The 16,682-nt window shown below is 69.5% G+C and carries 13 protein-coding genes; 11 read left to right on the top strand and 2 right to left on the bottom strand.

Going from position 1 to position 16,682, the window contains the following annotated elements:
• Positions 1–2,343, bottom strand: a complete 2,343-nt coding sequence (locus Hrr1229_RS08345) for a DEAD/DEAH box helicase (RefSeq protein ID WP_123113327.1) — start codon at positions 2,341–2,343, stop codon at positions 1–3.
• A gap of 179 nt (positions 2,344–2,522) precedes the next feature.
• Here Hrr1229_RS08345 and Hrr1229_RS08340 point away from each other — a divergent pair, with 179 nt between their 5' ends.
• From Hrr1229_RS08340 to Hrr1229_RS08305, 8 genes are all read left to right on the top strand, one after another.
• A complete protein-coding gene (locus Hrr1229_RS08340; protein ID WP_123113328.1) occupies positions 2,523–2,885 on the top strand; it encodes a hypothetical protein in 363 nt (120 codons plus the stop codon).
• Between the two features lie 113 nt (positions 2,886–2,998).
• Entirely contained in the window at positions 2,999–8,611 is a 5,613-nt protein-coding gene (locus tag Hrr1229_RS08335) for an LAGLIDADG family homing endonuclease (protein WP_123113329.1), read from the top strand.
• Positions 8,612–8,965: a hypothetical protein gene (locus Hrr1229_RS08330; protein WP_123113330.1), complete on the top strand. Its 354-nt coding sequence runs from the start codon at positions 8,612–8,614 to the stop codon at positions 8,963–8,965.
• Positions 8,966–9,004: 39 nt separating this feature from the next.
• Positions 9,005–9,343 (top strand): hypothetical protein, encoded by a 339-nt coding sequence (locus Hrr1229_RS08325; RefSeq protein WP_123113331.1) that lies wholly within the window; start codon positions 9,005–9,007, stop codon positions 9,341–9,343.
• Positions 9,340–10,128 (top strand): hypothetical protein, encoded by a 789-nt coding sequence (locus Hrr1229_RS08320; RefSeq protein ID WP_255212472.1) that lies wholly within the window; start codon positions 9,340–9,342, stop codon positions 10,126–10,128. Before Hrr1229_RS08325 ends, Hrr1229_RS08320 begins: the two co-directional genes overlap by 4 nt.
• A gap of 52 nt (positions 10,129–10,180) precedes the next feature.
• Positions 10,181–10,891: a hypothetical protein gene (locus Hrr1229_RS08315; RefSeq protein ID WP_123113332.1), complete on the top strand. Its 711-nt coding sequence runs from the start codon at positions 10,181–10,183 to the stop codon at positions 10,889–10,891.
• Positions 10,888–11,538: a chromosome partitioning protein ParA gene (locus Hrr1229_RS08310; protein ID WP_123113333.1), complete on the top strand. Its 651-nt coding sequence runs from the start codon at positions 10,888–10,890 to the stop codon at positions 11,536–11,538. Before Hrr1229_RS08315 ends, Hrr1229_RS08310 begins: the two co-directional genes overlap by 4 nt.
• 58 nt (positions 11,539–11,596) lie before the next feature.
• A complete protein-coding gene (locus Hrr1229_RS08305; protein WP_123113334.1) occupies positions 11,597–12,325 on the top strand; it encodes a peptidase in 729 nt (242 codons plus the stop codon).
• 59 nt (positions 12,326–12,384) lie between these two features.
• Here the strand turns inward: Hrr1229_RS08305 and Hrr1229_RS08300 are convergent, their stop codons facing one another.
• Complete coding sequence (locus Hrr1229_RS08300) at positions 12,385–12,690, bottom strand: HalOD1 output domain-containing protein (protein WP_123113335.1); 306 nt, start codon at positions 12,688–12,690, stop codon at positions 12,385–12,387.
• A 370-nt stretch (positions 12,691–13,060) separates the two neighbouring features.
• Between Hrr1229_RS08300 and Hrr1229_RS08295 the strand changes: the two genes are divergently transcribed.
• The 3 genes from Hrr1229_RS08295 (at position 13,061) to Hrr1229_RS08285 (ending at position 16,577) form a co-directional block, all read left to right on the top strand.
• Positions 13,061–14,569: a phenylalanine--tRNA ligase subunit alpha gene (locus Hrr1229_RS08295; RefSeq protein ID WP_123113336.1), complete on the top strand. Its 1,509-nt coding sequence runs from the start codon at positions 13,061–13,063 to the stop codon at positions 14,567–14,569.
• Entirely contained in the window at positions 14,569–16,305 is a 1,737-nt protein-coding gene (gene pheT, locus Hrr1229_RS08290) for a phenylalanine--tRNA ligase subunit beta (RefSeq protein WP_123113337.1), read from the top strand. Before Hrr1229_RS08295 ends, pheT begins: the two co-directional genes overlap by 1 nt.
• A gap of 107 nt (positions 16,306–16,412) precedes the next feature.
• Positions 16,413–16,577: a hypothetical protein gene (locus Hrr1229_RS08285; protein WP_158606066.1), complete on the top strand. Its 165-nt coding sequence runs from the start codon at positions 16,413–16,415 to the stop codon at positions 16,575–16,577.
• Positions 16,578–16,682: the final 105 nt, after the last annotated feature.

Genomic DNA, 16,682 nt, shown 5'->3' with positions numbered 1-16,682 from the left:
CTACTCCACCCGGACCGTCCGCGTGGCCCGCACGGGCATCAGCGGCAGGTCGGGGAAGACGACCTCGACGACGAACTCCAGTTCGTCGGCGTCTGGGGGACCGAAGACGCCGACCGGGACCGGCGTCTCGCCGTCGAGGTACGTCGTCCGCGCGGTCATCTCCACGTCGTTGACGGTGACCCGGATCCCCGTGCGGGCGCTCCCGGAGCGGGTCGCGACCGCGACCTCGCACATCTCGTTCTCGCCGACGGCGACCGCGTCGGGGAAGTCGCCCCAGTCGACGTCGATCCGGGGGCAGTCGCGGGCGGCGTCGACGATCCGCTCGGCGACGGAGCCGCTCATCCCGGCGTTCTCCAGAGCGTCGGCGCCGGCGTCGACGACGGCCGCAGGGGAGGTAAGGCCGGCGTCCGCGAGCCGCTCCGCGCGGCCGGAGCCGACCCCGTCGATCGCTGTGAGCGCGACCGCTTCCCGCGAAACGCCGTGCTCGACGCGCGCCTCGACGCGGCACGCGAGGTTGGCGGCGCGCGGACCGGCGAACCGGTCGAGGAACTCCGCGAGCGCGGCCAGCAGGCGGAGCGCGTTCTGCCGGATCACCCACGCGTCCGACCGCAGGTCCGAGGGGATCGCGTCGGCCATCCCGGCGAGCAGGATGGCGAACACCTTGCGGTGCCCGTCCTCCAAGTCGGTGTCGTGGCCGTCGAGGATCCGGTCGACCGCGTCCGACTCGGCCGACCGCGCCGACACCGAGTCGAACTCGCCGGCCGACGCGACCGCCTCCAAGATCCGGTCGACCGTCAGCGTCTCTCGGTCGGCGAGCCGCCGGAAGCGACGGGCGGTGTCGAGACGGAGGTAGTACTTCGAGGCGAGCCGGCCGAGCCCCGTCGGCTCGATCGCGAGGTCGTCGTCGGCCGCGACGAACCCGTCGTCGACGAGCGAGTCGAGGGTGTCGCGCACGCGGTCGCGGAGGGTGCCGAAGTCGTACGCGTCGGGCTTCGACTCGGCGCGGACGTAGTAGAAGGTCGTCTCCAGCCACTCCATCACGTCCTCCAATCCCCGAATGGTCCCCATCGCGATCTCCGCGTTGAGGTGCGACTCGAGCTCGGCGGCGAGTCGGGACTCGATCTCCTTGCCCTCCCGGAGCAGTTTCCGGTACTTGTCGGCGTCCCCGCGGTCGCAGACCACCCAGCCGTACCCCACGTCGTCGTAGCCGGGCCGGCCCGCGCGCCCGAGCATCTGGAGCACGTCGAGCGGCGAGATGTCCGTCTCGCCCTCCAGCGGGTCGTGGTACTTCGTGTCGCGGATGACGACGCAGCGCGCCGGGAGGTTCACCCCCCACGCGAGCGTCGACGTCGAGAAGAGCAGCTTGATCTTCCCCTGCTTGAACCACTCCTCGACGCGGTCGCGATCCTCCTTCCCGAGCCCGGCGTGGTGGAAGCCGACGCCGTCGGTAACGGACTGGCGGAGCGTGTCGTTGGTGAGCTCCTTCGCCTCGTTGTGGAAGTCGTAATCGTCCCGCGAGTCGATCGGGATGTCGCGGTCGGTGATCTCGTCGCGGGCCTTCTTGGCCGCCTGCACCGTGTCCTGCCGCGAGGAGACGAACACCAAGGCCTGCCCGTCCTCGCGCACGTGCGGCTCGGCCAGATCGAGCGCGCGGTAGAGCCGCCGGTACTTGTCGGCGAAGGCGTTCGAGCCGTGCGAGTACGTCTTCACCCCGGTCTCGAGGTCGACCGGGCGGTACTCGTCGCCGAACTCGTAGGTCGTCTCCGCGGGCGCGTCGAGCCACTCTGCGACGTCCGCGATGTTCGGCATCGTCGCCGAGAGCGCGACGACGCGGGGGTCCTGCAGCCGACGGAGCCGCGAGACCGTCACCTCGAGCACCGCACCGCGCTTCTCGCTGTCGAGCAGGTGGACCTCGTCGATGACGACGCAGTCGACGTCGGTGACGAACGAGTAGCGCGCGGAGTCGTGCTTTCGGGTGGCGCTGTCGGCCTTCTCGGGGGTCGTCACGAGCACGTCCGCGCGCTCGGCGCGGCGCGGGTTGAGGTCGCGCTCGCCGGAGACGACGTAGACGGAGTAGCCGAGCTCCTCGAAGCGCTCCCACTCGCTCTCCTTCTCGTTGGTGAGCGCGCGGAGGGGAGCGATAAAGAGCGCTGTGCCGCCCTCCGAGAGGGTCTTGCAGATAGCGAGCTCGGCGAGCGCGGTCTTCCCCGAGGCCGTCGGCGCGGAGGCGACGACGTTGTGGTCGGTCTCGAGGATGCCCGGCAGCGACTCGCGTTGCATCCGGTTGAACTCCTCGAAGCCGAACGCGTCGGCGAACTCCGGCACCGCGTCCGCGACCTTCACGCCGCACCACGCTCGCGGGCGAGTCGACGGCGACCGAGCGTTGTTCGCATCACGTCGAGTCGGGGGGCTCCAGCGCAAAGGCGTTTCTCATGTGGCCGGCGGAGCGCGGTCCGTTCGGACGGGCGCGTTCGCCGTCGTCGACCCCGAGCGTTTACGTGACCGCGGACCGACCGGCCGGTATGATACCGTCGGACCCGCTCGTCATGGGGGCCGTGGCCGTGATCGCCCTGCTCGTCCTGTTGGCCGTCGTCAGTCGCCTCCGCGGGCCGTCAGAGGAAGCGCGGGAGTCGAAGCGCGCCCACGACGCCGCACAAGAGCGCGAGCCGCCCGTCGAGATCGGCGAGACGTACGAGTTCGGCGTCACCGAACTCACCGACCACCACTCCGGCGAGGAGGTCGCCGTCGGCAAGGTCGAGGGGTTCGTCGTCTTCACCGAGGACATCCCGCGCGACCTCTCGACGGGCGACGTGATCCGCGCCAAGGTGCTCTCGTTCAACGAGGGCCGCACCTCGGCCGACGCGACGTTCGTGACGAAGGCGTAGCGAGGCCGCCTCGGGCCGAGGGGGATCGAGTTCGGGAGCCGAACGGGGCCCGCCAAGTCCACCTCCGCTCCGAACATGAGGTTCATACGTGATGGCGACGAAGGGATTTCGTAATGGCTCAGGCCGGGAATCAGGACCTCACGGAGCGGTTCATTCAGTTCTACCGCAACTACTACCGCGAGGAGATCGGCACCCTCGCGCAGCGATACCCCAACGAACAGCGCTCCCTGTACGTCGACTACGACGATCTGTTCCAGTTCGACCGCGACCTCGCGGAGGACTTCCGCACGAAGCCGGATCAGATGCGCGAGTACGCCGAGGAGGCGCTGCGGCTCTACGACCTCCCCGCCGACGTCAGCCTCGGCCGCGCGCACGTCCGCATCGAGAACCTCCCCGAGAGCATCGACATCCGCGGGATCCGCGTCCACGACGACCACATCGGGAAGCTCGTCTCGGTCAAGGGGATCGTCCGCAAGGCGACCGACGTCCGCCCAAAGGTGACCGAGGCCGCCTTCGAGTGCCAGCGCTGCGGCACAATGACGTACATCCCCCAGAGCGACGGCGGCTTCCAGGAGCCCCACGAGTGTCAGGGCTGCGAGCGGCAGGGCCCCTTCCGCGTTAACTTCGACCAGTCGGAGTTCATCGACTCCCAGAAGCTCCGCATTCAGGAGTCGCCCGAGGGGCTCCGCGGCGGGGAGACCCCCCAGTCGCTGGACGTCGACATCGTCGACGACATCACCGGGAAGGTGAGCCCCGGCGACCACGTCACCTGCGTCGGCGTCCTCCACATCGAGCAGGTCGAGCAGGGCAACGAGAAGTCCGCCATCTTCGATCTGTACATGGACGGCGTCTCCATCTCTATCGAGGACGAGGAGTTCGAGGACATGGACATCACCGAGGCGGACAAACGCGAGATCATCGAGCTCTCCAACCGCGACGACATCTACGAGGCGATGGTCGGCTCCATTGCCCCGGCCATCTACGGCTACGAGGAGGAGAAGCTCGCGATGATTCTCCAGCTGTTCTCCGGCGTCACCAAACACCTCCCCGACGGCTCGCGGATCCGCGGGGACCTGCATATGCTCCTGATCGGGGATCCGGGTACGGGAAAGTCTCAAATGATCAGTTATGTCGAGAATATTGCTCCAAGGTCAGTTTATACGTCTGGTAAAGGATCATCTGCTGCGGGGCTTTGCGTAGTTGGTGACACGAAGATTCACACGAGCGACGGGTTCGTCCCGATTCGGGAGATCGCCACAGACCGGCATCCCGATCCGGTCGAGATCGAAACGGCCGCAGAATCGACGCGCGATCTGTACACGTTCGACCGTGCCAACGGCTCGATCGAGCTCGCGGAGAGTTCTCACGTGTGGCGAATGCCCGAGAAGTCCTGTCGGCGGATCGAGACGGCACACGGAAAGGATCTCGAAGCGTCGGTCAATACGCCGGTTCTCGTCTGTGACGAGCACGGCATCGAGTGGCGCGAGATTTCGGAGGTCGGTGTTGGCGACCACGTCGCAGTTCCCCGATACACCGGGATCGACCGGTCATCGCCGTCAGTTCGTGAGTACGTCGAGTTCACGGGTGAAAAGCTGAAACCGACGGACGAGTCGATCGAACGCCTCCGCACTCGTCTCTGCGAGGAGTTCGGGACGCTTCGTAACGCGGCCGCCGAACTCGATCTCTCGGAGGACTTTATTTACGACACGCTCTCGAACCGTCACATTCCACGCGAAAAGCTCGATACGGTCCTCGATGCACTCGACGTCCATCTCGACGACATCGGCCTCGAACGGGCGATGCTTCGGCACGGAAGCGGTGTGACGATCCCCGAGAAGTTCGACGCGGATCTGATGTATTTGATCGGACTCGTCTTCGGTGACGGCGACGTGATGGTGTCGCGTCGAGGGGGCAACCGCGGTCACGTCCGGATCTCGAACTCGGACACGGACCTGCTGAAACAGGCCGCCGATATCATCGAGGCCAAATTCGGGAGGTCCGTCCAGGTCGAGTACCAGGACGAGCGTGTCCCCTGCATTCGTCTTCACAGCGCGACCGTCGCCCGCTTTTTCGCCAACGTTGGCGTCGAATCGCCGAAAGACGACATCCGTCTCGATCCCGGACTCACGACAGCGGAGCACGCTGACGCATTCCTCCGGGGCCTGTTCGATGCGGACGGGTCAGTTTGCGGACGTGACGACGGCGGATCGAGCGTCCAGTTCTCGACCGTCTGTGGCGAACTCGCGGAGCAAGTCCAACTGATGTTGGAGACGTACGGCGTCCGTTCGCGAACCCGTGAGCGTGACCGCCGCGGGACCTACACACGGGCGGACGGAAACGAAATCGAATCGACTTCGATCCAAACGCACCTCGCCATTTATGGGAAGGAACTCGACGCGTTCGCCGATCAGATCGGATTCCGGTCGACTGCAAAATCACGGGCGCTAGGCAGCATCGTCCGCGACGTGCCTCGGCGTGGTGAACGGCTTCCGGTGGGGAGCGCACTCGCACGGGCAGACGGCGGGTCTACAGCATACCGCCAGAATATCGTAAAAGGGCAGAACCCAAGTCGTTCCCGGGCGAAAGCCATCGTGGATAGTCTCGATCTCGGCGCGATCGCCGGGGATGTCGAGGAGGTTGCCGACGCCGACCTCGTCTGGGACGAAGTCGTTGACGCCGAACACACCGGAAAAAAAGAGGTGTTCGACCTCACGGTCCCGGACACCCACAACTTCCTCGGAAACGGGATCGTGACGCACAATACGGCCGCGGCTGTGAGAGACGACTTCGGCGACGGCCAGCAGTGGTCGCTCGAAGCCGGTGCTCTTGTCCTCGCAGACAAGGGGATCGCCGCGGTCGACGAGCTGGACAAGATGGACTGCGTGACCGGCGACACGCTGGTCTCGCTCGCCGACGGGCGCGTGGAGCGAATCGACGATCTGGCACGGGAGGCCGCGGAAGACGGCGAAATCGAGGAGCTCTCGAACGGCCGACGAATCCGCGACGTCGATCTGGACGTCTGGACGATGGACGAGGAGGGAGATCTGGTCGAGCGTCCCGTGTTCTCGGTCCACGAGTACGACGCGCCCTCGGAGCTGACCCGCGTGACGACAGAGACCGGCGAGTCGCTGACGGCGACGGCGGACCACCCGTTCTTCGTCCTCGACGACGGCGAGCGCGTCGAGCGCGAGGCGGCGGCGCTCGACGACGGCGACTGGGTGTACGTCTCCCGCGAGATGCCGACGAAAGCGACGGACGGCGCGGGAGCGGTGGCGGCTGCAGGCGGTAGTATCGACGCCGGGTCCGTCGGTGACAGCGGAGGAGTCGACGCCGCGATGGCGAGCGTTCTCGGATACCTCTCCGGCGACGGGAACGTCTACTACGATCGGGAGGAGGGCGTCTACGGCGTCCGGTTCACCAACACCGACGAGGAACTGCTGGCCGACTTCGAGCGGGCGGCGCAGGAGGCGTTCGGTACAGAACCGACCCGTCCGCCGAGCGAGAAGCGTGACGACGGCACCGAGACGGTTCGAGTCACCGGGAAGGAACACGCCGACGCCGTCCTCGACGCGGGGATGAACCTCGGTCGATACGACGAGAAGTGCTTCCCGGCCCCAGTTTCGACCGGAAGTCGAGCGGCGAAGGCGGCGTTCGTCCGCGCGCTGGCCGACAGCGAGGGGCACGTCGACGAGTCCGCGGGTAACGTTCGGATAGCGTCGGCGAGCCGAGACCTGCTTCGAGGGGCGCGGACCCTCCTCTTACAGTTCGGCGTGTCGAGCCAGCTCCAGCGCCGCGAACGAAACGGGGGCCGAGACGTGTACTACCTCACGGTGACGGACGCGGACTCGCTCGCGGCGTTCCGCCGCGCTATCGGATTCACCGCCACCCGAAAGGCGGAGGCGCTCGACTGCGTCGTCGAGGCCGCCGACGGCGACCGCACGATTCTCGACGTGATTCCGGAGATAGACGGCCTACTCGCGGAGTGTCGCGAGTCGCTCCGGCTTCACCAGAGCGAGTGCGGGCTCGACGCGGTCACGTATCACGACTTCGAGAGCGGCGCCGCGAACGTGTCGCTCCATCGAGCGCAGCGGGTGCTGACCGCGTTCGAGGAGAGACTGGAGACGGCCGCCGAAGACAGAGACCGGCTCGGCGAGGATCCGACGTGGGAAACCATCTCCGAGCTTCGAGGCCGGTATCACGTCTCGCAGTCCGAACTGGCTGAGGGAACGGCGCTGTCACAACAGCGGATTTCCCGCGAGTGGGGCGAGAGCGACTCTGCTCGGCGAACGGTGGCCGACCGACTTCGGGGGATCCTCATCGAGATTACGAAGACCGACCTCGGCGACCTTCGCGAGTTCGTCCGCGGCGACGTGAAGTGGCGCCGCGTCGAGTCGGTTGAAACGGTGCCGCCGGAGTCGACCGAACACCGTCGCGAGGTGCTCCGACAGCGGCTTGCAGAGGTTCTCGGCGGTCCGGTCGAGGGCATCGAACGACGCGCGCGGAGTCTGCTTGAACGCGATTCAGTCGGGGAAACGAGAGAGGAGCTATCGGCGGCGCTCGAGGCGTACGGCGTCAGTCAGTCCGACGTGGCCTCGTCGCTCGACGTGGATCAAGCGACCGTGTCGCGGTGGCTGTCCGGGGCCGTCGAGACCGACAGGCTCGGCGATCTCCACGAAGCGATCGGAGCCGAAGTCGGCGCCGTCAAGGACGAACTGCGCTCGCTCCTGGCTCGGATCGAGGACGGGCGGAGCCCGAAGGTGTACGACCTGACCGTCGACGAGACGCACAACTTCGTCGCGAACGGCGTGGTCGTCCACAACTCCTCCGACCGCTCCGCGATGCACGAGGGGCTCGAACAGCAGAAGATCTCCGTCTCGAAGGCCGGAATCAACGCGACGCTGAAGGCGCGGTGTTCGCTCCTCGGCGCGGCGAACCCGAAGTACGGCCGGTTCGACCAGTACGAGCCGATCGGCGAGCAGATCGACCTCGAACCCGCGCTCATCTCGCGGTTCGACCTGATCTTCACGGTGACTGACAGCCCGGACCCCGAACACGACTCCCGGCTGGCGAAACACATCATCAAGACGAACTACGCCGGCGAGCTCAACACCCAGCGCGAGGAGCTGGCGAGCTCGGAGTTCACGTCGGAGCAGGTGGCGGAGGTGACCCAGGAGGTCGCCCCGGAGATCGACGCCGAGCTGCTTCGGAAGTACATCGCTCACGCGAAGCGCTCCTGTTACCCGACGATGACGGAGGAGGCGAAGGAGCTCATCGAGGAGTTCTACGTCGACCTGCGCTCGAAGGGCGCCGACGAGGACGCACCGGTGCCCGTCACCGCCCGGAAGCTGGAGGCGATGGTGCGGCTCGCGGAGGCGAGCGCGCGGCTCCGGCTCTCGGACACCGTCGAGCGCGAGGACGCCGACCGCGCGACCGACATCGTCGAGTCCTGTCTCAAGGATATCGGCGTCGACCCCGAGACGGGGCAGTTCGACGCCGACGTGGTGGAGACGGGCACCTCCAAGAGCCAGCGCGACCGCATCAAGAACATCAAGGGACTGATCGCGGACATCGAGGAGGAGTACCAAGAGGGCGCGCCCATCGAGGAGGTGCTCGACCGCGCCGGCGAGATCGGGATGGACCCCGGGAAAGCCGAACAGGAGATCGAGAAGCTCCGGACGAAGGGCGAGGTGTACGAACCGAAGCAGGGGCACCTCCGGACGACGTAGATGGACCGCATCTCAGCGATACGGAACGTCGAGGACGCCCTGCGCGCGTTCGAGAACGGCGAGGCCGACCTCGCCGACACGGAGCGGCGGGTGGCGGCGGTGCTCCGGACCTACGCCACGGAGTTCGACGGCGACGACGACGTGTTCCGCGCGGTCGGCGAGGATCCGATCGACGGGCGGGTCGTCGTGGCGCCGTCGGCGCCGGCGGCGCGCGAGCGCGTGCTCGCGCTCTCCGGGATCGACGCGGACGACGCGAGCGGCGCGGGAGAAACCGAACGTCAGAGAGATCTGACAGACCTCGAAAACGACGCAGTCCCCGAGTTCGAGGTCGAACTGGTAGGCGATTCGAAGTAGTTCGGAACCGATAAGTTCGGCCCTCGATCAGCCGCGTCCGTGCTGCTGATCGTGACGTATTCGGAGGCGGCCCGCACCGGCCTCCGGAACCTGTGTCGGCGCCACGAGGAGCCGGTCGTCCGCCGGTTCGGGCGGGCGGCGCTGCTCGAGGCGACGGAGTACGCCGCGTTCCTCGCCGTCCGACTTCGTGAGTCGCACGGCGGCGACGTCCAGATCGAGCGGACGGAGCCGTTCAACGAGTTCGTCGCGCTCGACGAGTCGATCCGCGAGGCCGCGAGCGCGTACTCGGACAGGGACGCGCCCGCGACGCCGTACGCCGCGTTCGCGGCCGGGACGGAGCACCCGGACCCGGAGCGGCTGAAGGGCGAGGAGCTGTGACCGGGGCGCCGGAGCCGGCGCGGCCGGGGGAGCCGGCAGAGCCGAGTGATACCCCGGTCCCCGACCCCGCGGCGGTCCTCGGTCGACTGCCGACCGGGACCAGCCTCCGGCGGGAGCTCGCGGCGGCGGCCCGGTCGCGGGGACGCGACTCTTCGGTGAGCGACGAGCTCGGTCGGCTCCGCGACGAGGTCGCGGCGATCGAGGTCGAGCCGGTCGACCTCGCCGCGGCCAAGCGGCGGGTCGCGGACGCGAGCGGCGAGGAGGAGCGCTTGAAGGAGCGCGTCGCGGCGCTCCGCGGCGACGTCCGGGCGCGCCGAGCCGTCGAGGCGGAGACGGGGGAGACGCTCGACGACCTCGAGTCCGCCGCGGCGGAGCTCTCGAACGCGCAGACGGAACGGATCGCGGCGGAGCAGGCACTCGAACGGGCGCGCGAGCGGGCCGCCGCCGCCCGCGACGAGCGCGAGCGACGGCTCGAACTCGAAGACCGACTGCGGAACCGGCGGCGGGAGGCGCGCCGCGAGCTCGCGGCCGACGTGTACCCGGCGTTCCGCGACGCGCTCGGTGCCGTCCCCGACGGCGACTCGTCAAGTGCCGGGTCGGGGCCGTCGGAGTACGACGGGCCGCGGCTCGCCGCGTCGCTTGCGGCGGTTCGGATCGCCGACCTCGACGCGCCGGTCACGCTCGGCCGCGAGGCTGCGCGCTGGCTCGCCGAGCGAGGGTCGAGACCGCCGGAGGCGGTGCTCGACGTACCGATCGCTCGTCCGGACGCCGCACCGGACCCGTGATCGGCGTCGGTGTCGGGTCGATAATTAAATACGATTCCGCGACAGCCGACGTATGGACCTCTCGTGGACCGTCGACCGAGCGGGCGACGTGTCGTTGGTGCGCTGTCGGCTACGCAACGGCGACGCCGGCCCGCGCCGCGTGCGGATCGAGAGCCGGTTCGACGCGCCCGTGTTGCCGCCACGGCGGGCCGGCGTGCCGGTGGACGGCTGGGACGCCGACGGCGTGACGCTGCGGATCGGTCCGGAGGAGCGACACGGGTTCGGCTTCGCCGTGCCGGCCCGGCCCGTCGAGCCGCCGGTGGAGATCGCCGAGATCGACCCCGTCGACCCGGACGAACCCGCCGGCGGAGTCGTCGGTTCGAGCGACGACGAACCCGGCGAGTCGGCGGTGGCGACCGCACTCCGCGACCTCGGTGACCATCGGCCGCCGCGCGCGGCGGTCGACGGGGAACGGGTGACCGGCGAGGACAACGGGGCCTGCGATGCCGACGAGCCGGAGAGCGCGGGCCCCGATGCGGTCGACGACTGGTTCGCCGCGGTCGAGGCGCGGGTCGATCGGGCGGAGCAGCTGACCGACGCAGACGTGGCGACGGCGACGGACGCGGTCGCAGACGCCGGCGGCGTCGACGCGCTCGCCGACCTCGACGAGCGCGTGGCGGCGGACGCGGAGCGGCTCCGGGCGGTGAGCGAGCGCGCCGCGGCGCTGGCGGAGCGCGCCGCGGCGACGGACGCGCCGATCGAGGCGCTGGAGCGGCTCGCGTGATCCTCGCCGTCGCCGGTGGCAAGGGCGGCGTCGGGAAGACCACGCTCGCGTACAACGTCGCCGCCGCGCTCGACGCGGTCGCGGTCGACGCGGACCTCGGCATGGCCGACCTCCCCGGTGGACGCGGTCCGGACCTCCACGACGTGCTCGCGGGGCGCGCCGATCCGACCGAGATCGTTCGGGCCGGCCCGGTGGACGTCGCCCCCTGCGGTCGGACGCTCGCCGGCGCCCGCGCCTGCGACCTCTCGGCCCTCGGAGACGCGATCGCAGCGATCGAGCGGGAGTGCGGGGTCGTCGTCCTCGACTGTCCGGCCGGCCGACGGGCGGACGCCGGCGTCCCGCTCGCGGTCGCGGACGCGTGCCTGCTGGTCGTCTCCCCGCGGGCGTTCGCGCTGGCCGACGCGATCCGGACGCGGGAACTGGCCCGCGAGCTCGACGCCGGTCTCGTCGGCTGCGCCGTCAACCGGGTGACCGAAGAGCCGCCGACCGAGGCCGTCGCCGACGCGCTGGGCGCGCCCGCGGCGGTGATCCCCGCGGACCCGCGGGTCGGTCGCTCCGTCGCCGCGGAGCGCCCGGTCGTCGACGCCGCGCCGGACAGCGACGCGGCGGGGGCGATTCAGAACCTGGCCGAGCGGGTCCCCCGCTGACGGGCACTGGGCGCGGGACATCGGGTCGTTTTATTCGGTCCGGAACGGAGGGAGAGCCATGCTCACGGTCGCGTTCCTCGTCGGCGTCGCCGTCGTCGGCTTCCTCGCGGTCGAGGTCGGACCGCTGTACGCCGCCGACCGCTTCCGCGACCTGCGGGAACCGACGGACGCGGAGCGGAGGCGGCTCACGTCGCTCCGCGAGACCGCCGGCCTCGGCGTGGAGCGGGTCGCGATCGAGACCGACGGGGCGACGAGCGACGAGGGGACGAGAGACGGGGGGGCGAGCGAGGAAACGACTGCCGACGAGGACGGGTCGGACATCGGACGGGTCGAGGTCGCCGTGCGCGGCCCGCCGGGCAGGCGGGTCCTGTTCGTCACAGAGAGCGTGCTCGACGGCCTCGACGAGGACGTCGCGACCGGGCTCCTCGCGGCCGAGGCGGGGCGCGTCGAGACGTACTACGGCGAGTTCCGCGCGGTCGCGATCGCGGCGGTGCTCGCGATCCTGGCGGCGATCGTGACGGTAGCGGTGCCGTTTCAGGCCGGCTTCGCATCGCTCGTCGCCGTCGGAGTCGCCGCGTTCTGGGTCGGACGACGTGTGCAGTACGCGGCCGACGCCCGCGCCGCGGACGCGGTCGGCGCGGAGCGCGTCGCCGACGCCTTCGAGCGCGTCGCCGCCGTTCGGGGCGTCGAGCCAGAGACGGGCGACTGGTCGACGTGGTTCGAGGTGCAGCCGCCGCTCGGCGATCGGATCGCGGCGCTCCGGGAGCGGGCGGAAGACGAGAACTGACGGGAGCGAGAGGCTCGGGGGCGCTACTCGTTGACGGGAGAGAGAGAGGCTCGGGGGCGCTACTCGTCGACGCGAGCGACGACCGCGTCGCGGTCGACCCGCACGTCGTACTCGTCGACGGAAAAGGAGAGGGCGATCTCGCCGTCGGGACGGTGCTCGACGAGCGCGTCGAGCGCGTCGGGGTCGACGTGATCGTACAGGACGATGCCGGTCTCGGCGGCGAGCGCATCGGTGGCGACGCCGGCGAGGTCCGCGAGCGCCTCGACGACCGCGCGGCTCGGGGATCGGTCGGTACGGCCGTGGGCGACGCGGACCGGTCCGGAAATCGAGCCGGCGTTGGAAGCGCTTGTCGGGACACTGCTCATACCGGTCCGAACTCCGCTCCGGTATATAAGCTCTCGGCGCCGGTAATCAAACCAGATAATGCGGATCAGTCGGTGGGGGCGGATCGGCCCCGACCGGAGCGAAACGGTTAACGGGACTCACGCGTCACGGGATCGCATGGCACTCGAACGCGCCACGGCGGGTATCGCTCGGAGAGCCGACGGCGACGCGTTCGAGCGCTTTTTTAAGTAACCGGCGCGCGGCGGACCCGCCCCGCGGTCGGGCGGCGAAACCGCGCGGTTCGGCGGCGACGGGATGGTGCGGGAGGAGGTCGACCGCCCCGCGCCGTCCCGCGAGAGCGACGTGCCGGAACCGTTACCAACCAGCCACACGCGTATGGATACAACTCGAATGCGACTCCCGGAACGACAGCTCGCGGTCCTCGAGGCCGCGAGCGCGACGGACGAACGGACGATAGACGAGATCGCGACGGAGACGGGCTTAAAGCCCGAGACGGTCGTCGGCGCCGCCTTCGACCTCCGCGATGAGGGCCTCTGCTCCGTCGCCGAGCGCACCGCGGAGACGGCCGATCTCACCGACGAGGGACGGCGCTACGTCGACGACGGGCTCCCCGAGACGCGGCTCTACCGGGCCGGGCTCGCGCTCGGCGCCGACGAGTCCGCGGTCTCGATGGGACGGGTCATCGGCGAGGCCGACCTTGACGGCCCCGAGGTCGACATCGCCCTCTCGAACTTCGCGCGGAAGGGGTTCGGCGCGATCGATTCGGGCGAGCTGACGGTCGACGCTGACGCCGACCCCGACGCCGACTCCGAGGCGGCCGCGCTCGCGGCGCTCGCCGGGGGAGACGACCCCGCGGTCGAGGACGCGGTCCTCGACCAGCTGGACTCCCGCGGGCTCGTCGACCGCGGCGAGTCGGTCACGCGGTCGGTGACGCTGACCGACGACGGCGTCGACGCCCTGATGACGGGCGTGGAGGCGACCGAGACCGTCTCGGAGCTCACCCCGGAGCTGCTCGCCAGCGGCGAGTGGCGCGACGTGGAGTTCGCCGAGTACAACGTCGAGGCCGACGCGCCCGGCGTCTCCGGCGGCCGGAAGCACGTGCTCCGGCGGACCGCCGACCGCGTGAAGGACGTCCTGGTCGGCATGGGGTTCCAGGAGATGGAGGGGCCCCACGCCGACAGCGACTTCTGGATCAACGACTGCCTGTTCATGCCGCAGGACCACCCGGCGCGGACCCACTGGGACCGGTTCGCGCTGGACGTCGACCCGATGGAGTCGATTCCGGAGGAGCTGATCCGGCGGGTCGAGTCGGCCCACCGGGACGGGTGGGGGGAGGACGGCGACGGCTACCACTCGCCGTGGTCCGAGGAGTTCGCCCGCGAGGTCGCCCTGCGGGGCCACACCACGTCGCTGTCGATGCGGTACCTCTCGGGGATCGCCGGCGCAGAGCTGGAGCCGCCCCAGCGCTACTTCTCCGTCGAGAAGGTGTACCGCAACGACACGCTCGACCCGACGCACCTCCTCGAGTTCTTCCAGATCGAGGGGTGGGTGATGGCCGAGGACCTCTCGGTGCGCGACCTGATGGGCACCTTCGAGGAGTTCTACCGGCAGTTCGGGATCACCGACATCCGGTTCAAGCCCCACTACAACCCGTACACGGAGCCCTCCTTCGAGCTGTTCGGGGAACACCCGGAGACGGGCGAGGAGATCGAGATCGGCAACTCCGGCGTCTTCCGCGAGGAGGTCACCGGGCCGCTCGGCGTCGACTGCGACGTGATGGCGTGGGGGCTCGCCCTCGAACGGCTCGCGATGCTCACCACCGGCGCGGAGGACATCCGCGACCTCCACGGGACCTTGGCTGACATCGAGTTCCTGCGCGACGCGGAGGTGAGCTACTGATGCCCGTCGTCGACATCGACACCGACGAGCTGCGCGGGCTCACCGGCCGCACCGACACCACCGACGAGGAGTTCAAGCAGGACCTGTTCGGGCTCGGCTTAGAGTTCGAGGGCGAGACCGACGACGGGCTCCTCCAGTTCGAGTTCGCGCCCGACCGGCTCGACCGGCTCTCGGTCGAGGGCGTCGCGCGCTCGCTGCGCTACCACTACGGCGACGACCGCGGCGTCTACGTCCCCGAGACGAACGACGCCGAGTGGACCATCGAGGTCGACGAGTCCGTCCCGGACGAGCGCCCGTACGTCACGGGCGCCGTGATCCGCGGCGTCGACCTCGACGAGGGCGCGCTCGAGTCGCTGATCCAGCTGCAGGAGAAGCTGCACGCGACGATGGGTCGCGGCCGCGCGAAGGGCGCGATCGGGATCCACGACCTCGCGATGCTCAAGGGCGCCCCGCTGCAGGAGGGGTCGGAGCCGTCGATCACCTACCGCGGCGTCGAGCCCGACGGCGACACGTTCGTCCCGCTGGACGCGAACGACGAGCTGACGCCGAGCGAGGTGCTCGACGAGCACGACACGGGCCGGACGTACGCCGACCTCGTCGAGGACTTCGACCGCTACCCCGCCATCTACGACGAGCTCGGGCTCTTCTCGTTCCCGCCCGTCATCAACGGGAAGCGGACCGAGGTGACGACGGGCTCCCGCGAGCTGTTCGTCGAGCTCACCGGCACCGACCAGTGGACGATCGACCGGATGTGCACCATCGTCTGCTACGCGCTCTCCGCCCGCGGCGCGACGATCGAGGAGGTCGAGGTGAACTACGCCGACGGCGCGACCGCCCCGGACGAGTACGGCGCCGAGCTCGTCAGGCCGAATCTCGACGTCGACGAGAAGTCGGTGGGCCACGACCGCATCGAGACGCTGCTCGGCGTCGACTTCGAGCCCGAGGCGGTCGTCGACTGCTTCGAGCGCGCCGGGCTCGACGCCTCCTACACCCTCGACGAGGACGTGACCTACGAGGTGGAAATCCCGCCGTACCGCGTCGACGTGCTCCACCCGCTCGACCTCGTCGACGACGTGGGGCGCGCGTACGGCTTCGACGAGTTGGAGCCGCGCTACCCCGACGTGGGGACCGTCGGCGGGCGCCACGAGCGCTCCCGGCTGGAGGACGCGGTCCGGACGAGCCTCGTCGGACTCGGCTTCGAGGACCTGCTCAACTTCCACATGACGAGCGGGACCGAGAACTACGACCGGATGAATCTAGAGGCGGGAAGCGACGCCTTCGGCGGCGGCGAGCCCGTCGAGATCACGGAGCCGTACAGCGAGGAGTACACCCAGCTCCGCACGTGGGCGCTCCCCTCGCTCGTCATGCTGTTGGAGCGGAACACCCACAACGCCTACCCGCAGGACGTCGCGGAGGTCGGCTTCGTCGCCGAGCGCGACGACGCGGCGAACACGAACGTCGCCGAGCGCCGTCACGTCGCCGGCGCGGTCGCCCGGCGCGACGCCTCCTACGAGGCCGCGAAAGGGCGCCTGCAGGCGGTGTGCGACGACTTCGGCGCCGAGCTCGCGACGCCCCGCACCGAGCACCCGTCGTTCATCGACGGACGGACCGCCGCGGTCGAGATCGACGGCGAGACCGTCGGCGTGATCGGCGAGGTCCATCCCGCGGTCCTCGTCGAGCACGACCTCGAAGTGCCGGTCGCGGCCTTCGAGTTCGACCTCGACGCGCTGCGCTAGCCGGAGCGACCGCCGGCGAAACCGCCGGATCGGACGGTTTCACGAGCATTTAGGATCGTGAGATCGAGAGCAGAAAGTATTTGTGTCGGTTGTCGAAGGAACTTCGTATGAACTGTGAGAAGTGCGGCGCCGACGCGCCGGTCCGCCACTGCGACGTCGACGGGTTCGCCTACTACCTCTGCGTGACGTGTTCCGAGGAGTGGGACGCGGTCACGGAGCGGCCGGACACGCAGGCGCCCGCGGACGCCGCGGGACGGTCCGTGGTACAGTAGCCTGACGGCTCGGAACCGCGGCTACCCCTCGAACCCCTCTTCCCACCGGAACGTCCCAGTTGCAGCTTTTCCCGGGCTCGCTCCGCTCGCCCGGCAAAAATCTGC

Origin of the sequence: Halorubrum sp. CBA1229 (assembly GCF_003721435.2) — an archaeon.
Taxonomy (GTDB): Archaea; Halobacteriota; Halobacteria; order Halobacteriales; family Haloferacaceae; genus Halorubrum.
This window is presented reverse-complemented; position numbering and strand designations above follow the sequence as displayed.